Origin of the sequence: Sinorhizobium numidicum, assembly GCF_029892045.1 — a bacterium.
Classification (GTDB): domain Bacteria; phylum Pseudomonadota; class Alphaproteobacteria; order Rhizobiales; family Rhizobiaceae; genus Sinorhizobium; species Sinorhizobium numidicum.
In genome coordinates, this window is the sequence record NZ_CP120367.1 from 281,481 (window position 1) to 293,791 (window position 12,311).

Annotated in this window: 10 protein-coding genes; 7 read left to right on the forward strand and 3 right to left on the reverse strand. The window is 62.0% G+C overall.

Going from position 1 to position 12,311, the window contains the following annotated elements:
• Nucleotides 1–37: 37 nt before the first annotated feature.
• The 3 genes from PYH37_RS01335 to PYH37_RS01345 all read right to left on the reverse strand — a co-directional run bounded on the left by PYH37_RS01335 (nt 38) and on the right by PYH37_RS01345 (nt 3,908).
• Nucleotides 38–2,254, reverse strand: a complete 2,217-nt coding sequence (locus tag PYH37_RS01335) for a xanthine dehydrogenase family protein molybdopterin-binding subunit (protein WP_280731663.1) — start codon at nt 2,252–2,254, stop codon at nt 38–40.
• Nucleotides 2,255–2,257: 3 nt separating this feature from the next.
• Complete coding sequence (locus PYH37_RS01340) at nt 2,258–2,716, reverse strand: (2Fe-2S)-binding protein (RefSeq protein WP_280731664.1); 459 nt, start codon at nt 2,714–2,716, stop codon at nt 2,258–2,260.
• Nucleotides 2,717–2,951: 235 nt separating this feature from the next.
• Complete coding sequence (locus PYH37_RS01345) at nt 2,952–3,908, reverse strand: AraC family transcriptional regulator (protein ID WP_280731665.1); 957 nt, start codon at nt 3,906–3,908, stop codon at nt 2,952–2,954.
• A gap of 264 nt (nt 3,909–4,172) precedes the next feature.
• On the opposite strand from PYH37_RS01345, the gene PYH37_RS01350 reads away from it, so the two are divergent.
• The 7 genes from PYH37_RS01350 (at nt 4,173) to apnL (ending at nt 12,286) form a co-directional block, all read left to right on the forward strand.
• A complete protein-coding gene (locus PYH37_RS01350; RefSeq protein ID WP_280731666.1) occupies nt 4,173–5,000 on the forward strand; it encodes a phosphogluconate dehydrogenase C-terminal domain-containing protein in 828 nt (275 codons plus the stop codon).
• 69 nt (nt 5,001–5,069) lie between these two features.
• On the forward strand, nt 5,070–6,011 hold the full coding sequence (locus PYH37_RS01355; protein ID WP_280731667.1) for a D-ribose ABC transporter substrate-binding protein: 942 nt from the start codon (nt 5,070–5,072) through the stop codon (nt 6,009–6,011).
• 67 nt (nt 6,012–6,078) lie between these two features.
• Entirely contained in the window at nt 6,079–6,723 is a 645-nt protein-coding gene (locus PYH37_RS01360) for a DUF2291 family protein (RefSeq protein WP_280731668.1), read from the forward strand.
• Between the two features lie 2 nt (nt 6,724–6,725).
• Nucleotides 6,726–8,270 (forward strand): sugar ABC transporter ATP-binding protein, encoded by a 1,545-nt coding sequence (locus PYH37_RS01365; protein WP_280731669.1) that lies wholly within the window; start codon nt 6,726–6,728, stop codon nt 8,268–8,270.
• The gene (locus PYH37_RS01370; protein ID WP_280731670.1) at nt 8,270–9,334 is read left to right on the forward strand and encodes an ABC transporter permease; all 1,065 of its coding nucleotides are present in this window, start codon (nt 8,270–8,272) and stop codon (nt 9,332–9,334) included. Before PYH37_RS01365 ends, PYH37_RS01370 begins: the two co-directional genes overlap by 1 nt.
• A 4-nt stretch (nt 9,335–9,338) precedes the next feature.
• Nucleotides 9,339–10,373 carry a Gfo/Idh/MocA family protein gene (locus PYH37_RS01375; protein WP_280731671.1) on the forward strand — a complete coding sequence of 345 codons (1,035 nt, stop codon included), beginning with the start codon at nt 9,339–9,341 and terminating at the stop codon, nt 10,371–10,373.
• Complete coding sequence (apnL, locus tag PYH37_RS01380; protein ID WP_280731672.1) at nt 10,370–12,286, forward strand: D-apionate lactonase; 1,917 nt, start codon at nt 10,370–10,372, stop codon at nt 12,284–12,286. The genes PYH37_RS01375 and apnL overlap by 4 nt, the downstream gene beginning before the upstream one ends.
• The last annotated feature ends 25 nt before the right edge of the window (nt 12,287–12,311 follow it).

The following is a 12,311-nucleotide window of genomic DNA, read 5'->3' on the forward strand; positions in this document are numbered from 1 at the left end:
ATCCCCGGGCGGCCATGCGGCCGGCCGGGGACGCGAATTATGCGTTGAGCGATCTCGCGAACGGCATGACGCGGATGCGCTTGCCGAGCGCCCTGTAGGCGGCATTGGCAACTGCAGGGCCGATGGGCGGAACGCCGGGCTCGCCGATGCCGGAAGGCGGGTTGGCAGAGGCGACGATGTGAACCTCGACCTTCGGCATCGCATCGATCCTCAGCGGCGTATACATGTCGAAGTTGCCCTGATCGACCCGGCCGTCGGTGAGCGTGATTTCTTCGGCGAGTATCGCGCTCAGCCCGAAGCCGATCCCGCCCTCTACCTGGGCGCGGACCTGGTCCGGGTTGATCGCCAGACCGCAATCCACCGCAGCGACGACGCGTTCGACCCTGATCTGGCCATTCCCGTCGGTCGAAATCTCGGCGATCTGCGCCACCACAGAGCCGAAGCTCTCGGCGATGGCGACACCCCGGAACCGGCCTTCGGGCAGCGGCTTTTTCCACTCTGCCTTTTCTGCCGCGAGCTTGAGGACGGTTGCGTGGCGGGATTCCGGCTCGAGCATGGAGAGACGAAATTCTATCGGATCTCGTCCTGCCGCCTCCGCAACTTCATCCATGAAGACTTCGGCTGCAAAGGCCGTGTGCGTCGAGCCGACCGAGCGCCACCATAGAACGGGAACGCCCACCTCCGTGGACGTCAGGCCGACCGTCTGGTTTGGAATGGCATAGGGCAGGTTGTTTGCCCCCTCGACGGAGGTCGGGTCGACCCCATTCTTGACCATTCCTTCCCATGCAGTCTTCGCCATGATGGACTGGCCGACCACGTGATTGCTCCACGCCACAAGCTTGCCGTTCTCGTCGATGCCGGCCTTGAGACTATGCGCATAGGCCGGGCGATAGCGGCCCGCGCGCATGTCGTCCTCCCGCGTCCACTGCACCTTGACCGGCGCGCGGAAATTGATCGCCCGCGCCGCGTGCACCGCCTCGACGACGACATCGCCGTCGAAGACGGCCCGCCGGCCAAAGCTGCCACCGGTTTTCATCACGTGCAGGCGCACCTTTTCCGGGGTCACGCCGGCGGCCTCGCCGGCGAGCATCTGGTATACGTCCGGGAGTTGATGCCCGCCCCAGACCTCGAGCGTGCCGTCGTCGTTCATGCGGGCGACTGCGTTCAGCGGTTCCATGGCGGCATGCGCCAGATAAGGGAACTCGAACCCTGCCTCGATGACCTTTGCAGAGCTTGCGAAGGCAGCCTCGGCGTCACCGTCGTTGCGCGCGACCGCGGCCGGGGTTTTCTTTGCAAGATCGCGATACATGGACATCAACTGAGGCGTTCCGCGCTTTTCCGCCGCCGCCTCGTCCCACTCGACGGTGACCGCTTCGCGCCCCTTGGTCGCTGCCCACATATGCTCGCCTATCACGGCGATGCCGCGCGGCGTTTCGACCACGTCGACGACGCCCTTGACGGCGCGTGCCGCCGAGGCATCGAAGGATTTCGCCTTCGCACCGAACAGGGGTGGATGGATCATCACCGCCGTCAGCATGCCGGGAAGTTTGACATCGATCGTGTATTGCTCGGTCCCGTTCGCCTTGCGGGCGCTGTCGAAACGCTTCAGCCCGGCATTACCAATTAGCTTCCAGTCGCCGGGCTGCTTAAGCGCCACATCAGTCGGTACCGGCATCGCCGCCGCCTTGGCGGCAAAATCGCCGAAGCCGCCGCTCTTGCCGGAAGGATGGGCGAGAATGCCGCTCTCCACGGTGATCTCCGCCGCATCGACGCCCCATTCGGACGCAGCAGCGGCGACAAGCATGGCGCGGGCCGCAGCGCCCGCCTTGCGATAACGTTCCCATGAGGTCGCCATGGAGGTCGAGCCTCCGGTTCCCTGCATGGTGCCGCCGAAGGCGATGTTGCCGTAGGCCTTGATATTGCCAGCGGCCCCCTTCACGTCGATCGCCGACCAGTCCGCGTCGAGTTCTTCTGCCACCAAAGTGGCGACACCGTTATAGGAACCCTGGCCCATCTCGAACTGTGACGAGAGGATGGTCACTTTTCCGTCGCCGTCGATCGTAAGGTAGGGCGAAAAGGAATGCTCGCCCTTCGCCGCCGTTGTCTCGGTGGCGGACGCCGGCGATGCGGACAGGAGGTGAAAGCCGACTGCTATTCCGGTGCCGGCGGCGAGCGCTCCGAGCAGGAACTGCCGCCGGGACGCCTGGACCCGTGTGGCGGGAAGGGCAATCGATTGCATCAGTTTGGGGATCATGACTTAGGCCTCCAGGCGCTTAGCGGCTTCGTGAATGCCGGCACGGATTCGCTGATAGGTGGCGCAACGACAGAGATTGCCGGACATCGCCGTGTCGATATCCGCGTCGCTGGGCTTCGGATTGTTCGTCAAGAGGTCTGTCGCCGACATGATCTGTCCCGACTGACAGTAGCCGCACTGAGGGACGTCAAGATCGGCCCAGACGGCCTGGACCGTTTCCGCGACCTCGCCTTTCAGCCCCTCGACGGTGGTCACCTGTGCGCCCTCAATGTCGCCGACAAGGGTCTGACAGGACCGTACCGGCGCGCCGTCGACATAAACGGTGCAGGCGCCGCACTGCGCCATGCCGCAGCCGAACTTCGTACCGGTCAGTCCGACAAGATCGCGGATCACCCAAAGAAGCGGCATATCCGCCTCGGCTTCGACCGCATGTTCGACGCCGTTGATCGTAACAGTTACCATGATGCTCTCCTCGCGTTTGAGGCGCGTGGTGTCGGATGCGCGTTCCGGACATGCCGCTTCACGCGCCGCAGCCATTCGCCAGACTGCGACCGCAGCTTAGAAGACCATTCGGCAGCCCGGTAGATTCAATCCTGTCGGATTATTGCCTATTCCTGTCGATATGACGCGATTGTGAACATCGCAGAGTCGTGACGGCCGCCCGACTGCCGCTTTCCTGTGTTCGGCAGCGCCGGCGCTAACCCACGGAATCACGCCTCGTCGTATCGTTGGAATTCAAGATTTCCCTGATGTCGCGCACCGGTGGATGGCCGAACGCGCGTCGATATTCCCGGCTGAACTGTGTCGGGCTCTCGTAGCCGACGCGCAGCGCGGCCGTTGCCGCGTCGAGCGACTCCGAAAGCATCAGTTCCCGTGCGTGATGCAGCCGCAAGTGCTTTTGGAACTGCAGCGGGCTCATCGCGGTCATCGCGCGGAAATGGTGGTGCAGCGTCGATACCCCCATATTCGCGACCTCCGCCAGTTCTTCGACGCGTAGCGGCCGGGCATAGTTTTCCTTCAGCCAGGCGACCGCCTTTGCTACCCGGTTGCTGTTCGTGCCAGCGAGTGCGAAGCGCCGCAGCCGTGCGCCTTGCTCGCCGGTAAGCAGTCGATAGAGGATCTCATTCTGGATATGATTGGCCAGAAACGGGATGTCCGCCGGCGAGTCCGTAAGGGAAATCAGTCGCAAAAGCGCGTCGAACAGTTCCGGCTTGGCGGCGCCGACAACGACGCCAAGGTCGCGCTCGGACAGATCGGTCTGGTGTATATCGTTATCGGCGATGATTCGCCGCAGTTTCTCCAGGTCGAGGCGCAGCATCGCAGCCACGTAAGGCTCGCGCTCGCTCGCCTCGCAGATCTGGCCGGTCATGGGCAGGCCGATCGCGGTCAGGAAGAAGCAGGACTCATCGTAGATGAGCGTCTCGTTGCCGACATGGACACGCTTGCTTCCCTTGATGATCAGCGACAGGCTCGGTTCATAGACAGCGGAAAAGGGGCCGGCCGGCTCGACTACGCGATAGAGCGAAAGCCCCGGAATGGCGTGCCCGAACCGGAGGCCGTCCCACGGCAGTTGCGAGAGTTTATCGAGAATTCGTGCGCGAAGGGATGCAGTCTCCTCGATCAGGTCCCGTCGCTGGAACATGGTTTCTCTCATTTCCAATCCTCTTGGCCGTCCTCTGTTCGGATGCGAAGTTCTTATCACATTTTTTTGATGTTGACAGGATCAGGCAAGAGACCCTGGGCACCATGATTTCCGCCGTCCTTGAGTTCTGAGCCAGTTTCGGTACGCGCTAGCCCGGGATTGCGCCGCCGCTGTTTTCCTCCCGCTCCTCCCCAGTGACCGTTCTGCTGTTATGCTCATTGACTCATCATACCAGTTCGGCTATCCGTGGCTCAACGATATCTGAAGGAGACGCGAATGACTTCGATTGCCCTGTTCGGCGCCGGCGGAAAAATGGGCTGCCGCCTGGCCAAGAACCTCAAAGGCTCGCGTTTCGATGTGCGCCACGTGGAGGTGAGCGAGGCCGGCAAGGCTCGCCTTGCACACGAGCTTGGGCTAGCGACCGTCTCGGCCGAGAAGGCGCTCGACGGCGCGGATGTGGTCATCCTCGCCGTGCCGGACACAGTCATCGGCAAGGTCGCGGCGGCGATCGCCGACAGGCTGAAGGCGGGCACGATAGTCATGGTTCTCGACGCCGCGGCCCCCTTTGCCGGTCATTTGCCGAGGCGCGACGATCTTACCTATTTCGTGACGCATCCCTGCCATCCGCCGATCTTTAACGACGAGACCGAGCCTGCCGCGCGCAAGGATCATTTCGGCGGCGTCGCTGCCAAGCAGCACATCGTTTCCGCGCTGATGCAAGGGCCGGAGGCGGATTACGCCAGGGGCGAGGAGATCGCCAAGATCATCTGGGCTCCGGTCATGCGCTCGCACCGGGTCACCGTCGAGCAGATGGCTCTGCTCGAGCCTGGTCTGTCGGAAACGGTCTGCGCATCGCTGCTCGTCGTCATGCGTGAGGCGATGGACGAGTGCGTTGCTCGCGGCGTGCCGAAGGAGGCCGCCCGCGATTTCCTGCTCGGCCACATGAACGTACTTGGCGCCGTGATCTTCGACGAAGTCGAGGGCGTCTTTTCCGACGCCTGCAACAAGGCGATTGAATTCGGCAAGCCGATGCTGATGCGCGACGACTGGAAGCGCGTCTTCGAACCACAAGAGATCACCGACAGCATCCGTCGCATTACCTGATGCGGGCGGCACATACCGGAGCCGGTGAGGCGGCTCCGGTCACCATTCAACCTGGGAGGAGAGTAACTGATGAAACTGACACGCAGAATGACCGTGGCCGCTTTTGCGGCCTTCCTGGCGGCAGGTTCCGCTATTCCGGCCTATGCGGCCGACCTTATTGCAATCATCACCCCGTCGCATGACAACCCCTTCTTCAAGGCCGAGGCGGTCGGTGCGGAAGCCAAAGCCAAGGAACTCGGCTACGAAACGCTTGTCCTCGTCCATGACGACGACGCCAACAAGCAGTCGCAACTGGTCGACACGGCGATCGGTCGGGGCGCCAAGGCAATCATCCTCGACAATGCCGGCTCGGAGGCCTCGATCGCCGCAGTGCAGAAGGCGAAAGATGCCGGCGTGCCTTCGTTCCTCATCGACCGTGAAATTAACGCCACCGGAGTTGCGGTCTCACAGATCGTGTCCAACAACTACCAGGGTGCCCAGCTCGGCGCCGAGGAATTCGTCCGCTTAATGGGCGAATCCGGAAACTACGTCGAACTGCTCGGTCGCGAAGCCGATCTCAACGCCGGCATTCGCTCGAAGGGCTATCACGACGTCATCGACGAATATCCGGAGATGAAGATGGTGGCGCAGCAGTCGGCTAACTGGAGCCAGACCGAGGGCTACAGCAAGATGGAAACCATCCTTCAGGCCAATCCCGACATCAAGGGCGTAATCTCCGGTAACGACACGATGGCCATGGGTGCGATTGCGGCGTTGCAGGCCGCCGGCCGCAAGGACGTCATCGTCGTCGGCTTCGACGGGTCCAACGACGTGCGCGACTCGATCAAGTCCGGCGGCATTAAGGCGACCGTGCTGCAGCCGGCCTATGCCCAGGCGCAGATGGCCGTGCAGCAGGCTCACGAATTTATCACCACCGGCAAGAAACCGGCGGAAGAAAAGCAACTCATGGATTGCGTGCTGATCACCAGCGAAAACGCCGACCAGCTCGAGACTTTCGCACTCACCAACTGATCGCCGTAATAGCGCGCGGAGGCGGCCGCCGGCCGCCCCGTGCCCGTATCCTGTTATGGAGTATGCGATGCCGAATTCGAAGATCACGGCCGCCCTTTTTCTTGCGGGCGTGATGGCGCTCGCGGGCTGCAAGATCGTCAAGACGCCAAGCGCTGAGGAGGCAGCAGAAGCCGCCTCCGGCGGCTTCAATCCCGACCGCATGGTCGCCGAGATCTGGGACAGCAAGGTCATTCCCTATCTCGACAGGAAAGCCGGTCCGTTTTCTGAAGTCGCCGCGCTCGCTGCCAATAATCCCGAAACGGCCGGCGCAAAATACGGACACAAGGAGAAGCAGGGCAGCGCACCCTGGACATTTGCCGCGCGCCTCTCCGGCACTATCGTTAAGGCCGAGACCAAGTCGCGCTCTGCCTATGTCGAGGTCGATGCGGATGGTGACAGCAAGGCGGATGCGCGTGTTCAGATCGGTCCAGCCATCCGCGGCACCGCGATCCGCGACAGCCTCGACTTCGTGAATTTCAATGAATTCAAGAACCAGATCGAATGGGCCCAATACGGCAAGGCGTTCAATACCCACGTGAACGGCTTGGTGCTCGAAAAGCTCTCCCGCAATGGGCTTGTCGGCAAGAAATTGGAAGCCGTCGGCGCCTATCCGCTGCCGGCCAAGGGGCAATTGCCGCTGTTCGTACCTGCTCGACTGACGGTGGACGGGTGATTATGCAGCCTGATGACAATGACAATTGCGTGCTGCGCCTGGAGGATGTGACCAAGGTCTATTCGGGCATCGTCGCGGTTCGCCATGCGAACCTCGCCCTCAGGCGCGGCGCGGTCAACGTGCTTGTCGGCGAAAATGGCGCCGGCAAGTCGACGCTGATGCGCATCATCGCCGGCGTCGAGAGGCCTTCGCTCGGCCGTATCCTGCTCGACGGCAAGGAGGTCGAGTTTCATTCGCCCTCCGATGCGCAGCGCAACGGCATCGGCATGGTTTTCCAGGAGCTCAATCTTTTCGGCAATCTCTCCGTCGCCGAGAACATATTCGCAACGCGCGAAGTAACTCGAGGCCTGCGCGGTATCGACCACCGCGCGCAGGTCGAGAAAGCCACGCATTTTCTGGACAGGCTCGACGCCGGCATCGACGCCGAGACGCTTGTCGAGGACCTGCCGATCGGCCAGCAGCAACTGGTGGAGATCGCCAAGGCAATCTCGCTCGACACCCGCATCCTCATTCTCGATGAACCAACCTCGGCGTTGTCGGCGGCGGAAGTCGACGTGCTCTTCAAGGTCATCCGAGAGCTCAAGGCGCAAGGTGTGGCGATCGTCTATATCTCCCATCGCCTCGAAGAATTGATGCGGATCGGCGACTATATCACGGTGCTGCGGGACGGGCAGATCACCGGTCACGCGTTGGTCCGGGATATAGACACCAAGTGGATCGTGCGTTCGATGATCGGCTCGGATGCGAAGGATTTCGCCAAGTCCATCGAGCATCGCCTGGGGGAAGAGGTCTTCCGGGCGGAAGAGATCTGCTTGCCGCGCAGGACGGGCGGCCTTGCGGTCGATCATGTCTCTATCTCCGTGAGGGCCGGAGAAGTCCTCGGTATCTATGGTCTTATGGGAGCAGGGCGGAGCGAGTTCTTCGAATGCGTGATCGGCCAGCATGCCCATTCGACTGGCCGCATATATGTCGGTGGCAACGAGGTCGTCGCGCGCGATACCTCGAGCCGAATCCGTGAGGGACTGGCGTTGATCCCGGAAGATCGCCAGCGGGAAGGTTTGGTACAGGCCCTCTCGATCGCCAGCAACCTGACGCTTGCCAGTCTCGATCGCTTCTTGCGCTTCGGCTTCCATATCGCCGGCGAGCAAGAGCAGTCGGCCATCAAGTCGGCGATCCGCGATCTTTCCATCAAGGCGTCGAATCCGGACTTCGAAGTGGCATCGATGTCAGGCGGCAATCAGCAGAAGGTCGTCATCGGCAAGGCGTTGATGACCAAGCCTAAGGTTCTACTGATGGATGAGCCCAGCCGCGGTATCGACGTCGGCGCCAAGGCGGATGTTTTCCGCACCATGCGGCGCTTGGCGGGCGAGGGGCTGGCGATCCTCTTTTCCACCTCCGACCTCGAAGAGGTCATGGCGCTTTCCGACCGGATCGCTGTCATGAGCAATGGCCGATTGGTCACCGTCCTCGATCGCGCTGAGGCGACGGAAGAAATGATCGTGAAGGCTTCGGCCGAAGGCCACAAAACGACAAGGGAACACGCCTGATGACGACGGCAACCACGACGACGAGCGCCGCAGATGCCTCCAGCGGTTCGGTCCTGCTCACACTGATGAAGCTCAGGACATTCATTGCCCTATTTGCGGTAATCGCCTTCTTCTCGATCTTCGCACCAAACTTCCTTTCCACCGCAAACATCATCCTGATGTCGAAGCACGTGGCGCTGAACGCCTTCCTCGCCATGGGCATGACCTTCGTGATCATCACCGGCGGTATCGATCTTTCCGTCGGTTCGATCGTTGGGCTCTGCGGCATGGTCGCCGGCGGTCTCATCCTTCACGGCATCGATCTGCAGTTCGGCTATACGATCTATTTCAATGTGGTGGAGGTGTGTTTGATCACGCTTGCCGTCGGCGTGGTCATCGGCGCGATCAACGGGCTTCTGATCACGAAGTTGAACGTTGCGCCGTTCATCGCCACGCTCGGCACGCTCTACGTCGCACGCGGCTTTGCCCTGTTGTCGTCCGACGGCCAGACCTTTCCGAACCTCGTCGGCAAGCCTGAACTGTCGACGACAGGTTTCGCCTTTCTGGGCTCCGGTCGTCTTCTCGGACTGCCGGTGTCCATCTGGATTCTCATCGTCGTTGCGCTCGCCGCCGCCTACGTCGCGAAATATACGCCGATCGGCCGCCATATCTTCGCCGTCGGCGGTAACGAACGCGCGGCTCGCATATCCGGTATCCGCGTCGGCCGAGTGAAAATGTTTGTTTACATGTTTTCCGGCTTCTGCGCGGCGATCGTCGGTTTGGTCATCTCCTCGGAACTGATGGCTTCGCATCCGGCGACAGGAAATTCGTTCGAGCTCAATGCCATTGCGGCGGCCGTTCTTGGCGGCACGTCCATGTCCGGTGGTCGCGGCACGATCGGCGGCACCATCGTCGGGGCCTTCGTCATCGGCATTCTATCGGACGGCCTCGTCATGATGGGAATCTCGTCCTTCTGGCAGATGGTAATCAAGGGCATCGTGATTATCGTCGCGGTTGTCGTGGACCAGGCGCAGCGCCGGCTGCAGCAGCAGGTGACACTGATGCAACTCGCAAGGAAGGGTTGAGAGCATGTCCGACTTGAAAGGTGCGCTGATCGGCTGTGGCTTCTTCGCGGTCAATCAGATGCATGGCTGGCGTGACGCCGAGGGTGCGCGCGTCGTCGCCATCTGCGATCGCGATCCAAAGCGGCTGAAGGTCGTTGGCGACGAATTCGGTGTCGCTCGCCGCTATACTTCAGCGGAAGATCTTTTCGCCGACGGCGGCTTCGATTTCGTCGATATCGCGACGACGGTCGCAAGCCATCGGCCGCTGGTCGAACTGGCGGCACGCCATGGCATTCCGACGATCTGCCAAAAGCCCTTCGCGCCGACGATGGACGACGCCAAAGCGATGGTCGCCGCCTGCGCCAGGGCGAACGTTCCGCTGATGATCCACGAAAACTTCCGATGGCAGTCGCCGATCCGCGCGGCAAAGGCCGCGATAGACAGCGGCGCCATAGGTGAGGTTTTCTGGGGCAGGGTGAGCTTCCGTTCCGCCTATGACGTCTTTTCCGGCCAGCCCTATCTCGCGACCGGCAAGCGCTTCATCATCGAAGACCTCTGCATTCATGCGCTCGACATCGCGCGCTTTCTTTTCGGCGATGCGATGGCGGTGACCGCACGCACCCGCCGGGTCAACCCCGACATAGCTGGCGAAGATGTTGCGACGATGCTGCTCGATCATCAGGGCGGGATCACCTCCGTCGTCGATTGCAGCTACGCCACCAAGCTGCCGATCGAGCCCTTTCCCGAAACCTTGCTGGAGGTGGACGGCAGCAAGGGCACACTGCGGCTATCGCAAGGCTATCACCTTTGTATCCATTCACCGGACCGCATGGAGGTTACCGACGTGGAGCCGCGCCTGCTGCCCTGGGCATCGCTCCCCTGGCACAACATTCAGGAAAGCGTGAGCCTCATCCAGCAACATTGGATTGATTGCCTGCGCTCCGGTCGCGAGCCAGATACGTCCGGCCGGGACAATCTGCAGACCTTCGCCTTGGTGGAAGCCTCGTATCGGAGTGCCGCCGAGGCTCGAACGGTGCGATTAAAGGAGTTCCTCGAGTGAGCGGCATATGCCCCTTTCTCCTCTTCGGCACCGACGAGAGCCAGCCGGAAGCGCGGCGGATCGAGGTGGGTCGCCTCAGCGCCGACCTTGTCGACGGCAATTTGCGCACGATCCGCTTCGCCGGCAAAGAGGTACTGCGGGCGATTTCCTTTCTCGTGCGGGACCGGGACTGGGGAACGTGCGAGCCCACAATCAGCGAGTTGACCGTCGAGGAACGTCCGGCTGAAACCCTCATCCGATATACCGCCCGCTTCCAATCGACCATCGGGGCGCTGCTCCTTTGTCACTCGACGATCGAAGTTAGCGCCGATGTTCTGGTCTTCGATGCGCGTTTTACGGCGGATCGCGATTTCGAGACCGCGCGCGCCGGCTTTGCGATCCTGCATCCAATCGTCGGCGTCGCCGGGCGGCCGGTCCTGGTCGAGCATGGCGACGGGTCGATCGAGCGGTCGGTCTTTCCCGACCTCATTGAGCCCTGGCAGCCTTTCAAGGACATCGCCGCAATCACGCATGAAGTGCTGCCTAGTGTAGAAGCCGAATGTCGGATGACGGGCGATGTTTTTGAAATGGAGGACCAGCGAAATTGGACCGACGGCTCCTACAAGACCTATGTCCGACCGCTGGCGCTGCCTTGGCCCTATGTGCTCAAGGCAGGCGAGACAGTTCAGCAGAGCGTACGGCTTGCAATCCGGGCGGATGGGCCCGCCAGTAAGGAAACGCAGTCGCCAGCCCGGATAGAGATTTCGCTGCGACGTAACGCGGGCACATTGCCGGCAATTGGCATCGGACTCAGGCCGGAAGAGGCCAGAGATGAGCTCGATCATGCAGGTCTTCTTGCTCGGCTGGGCGTGGGGCACCTCGTCTGCCACTTCGATCCGGATGCCGGCCATGGCGCGGAGGTCCTCAGGCACTTCCGGCAAATGGCGGATGCGTCGGGATGTGCGGTCACGCTCGAATGCTTCGTGCCCTGCAAGCGTGCATTGACCGAAGAACTCGGCGAATTGGCCATGATGGTTCGCGACAGCGGCCTCAAGCTTGCAAGCCTCGCCGTCTCGCCGTCGGTCGACCGGCAGTCGACGCCGCCAGGCAGCGTTTGGCCGGACTGCCCGCCGCTTGAAGACATCTATTCGGCGGCGCAGAAGGCATTCCCGGACGTGCCTCTCGGGGGCGGCATGTTCAGCTATTTCACCGAGCTCAACCGCAAGCGCGTGCCGGCCGACCGGCTCTCTTATGTGACCCACTGCACCAACCCGATCGTCCACGCCGCCGACGATCTGAGCGTGATGCAGACTTTCGAGGCTTTGCGCGACATGACACGCTCCGTCCGTGCGATCTATGGAGATAAGCCCTATCGCATTGGCCCTTCCACCATTGCCATGCGCCAGAACCCCTACGGGAGCGCCACGAAGGACAATCCGTTCGGCAAACGCATCGCCATGGCGAACAGAGATCCGCGGCACAATTCGCTCTTCGGCGCGGCCTGGACGCTTGCCTATGCGGCGACCGTGGCGGACGCGGAACCCGAGGTGCTCACGCTCTCGACACTTGCCGGTTCCTTCGGACTGGTTGCCGGCGCCGGCGAGCCGGTCGAAGCGGGCAGCCCACGGCCGCTGTTCCATGTTCTGAGCTGGCTCGCGCAACTATCACACGGCAGGCGGATCGCGGTTAAGACCTCTGCACCCGATAGGGTTGTCGGGCTAGGGGCGGAGCTTGGCGGGACCACCTTACTGCTTGCCAACCTTACGCCTGATCTTCAGGAGGTGAAGCTCTCTGAAAACTGGGCGGGCGCGCGCAGGGCTGTTCTCGACGAAGCCTGGTTTCGGGAAGGTGCGAAGGAGCCGGAGGCGAGAACGCAGCAGGGGGAAAGCCTTGCGCTCTCCGCGTACGCGGTCGCCCGCGTCGATATTCGCTGATCGCGGTGTTGTGCGTTAAGGCGTC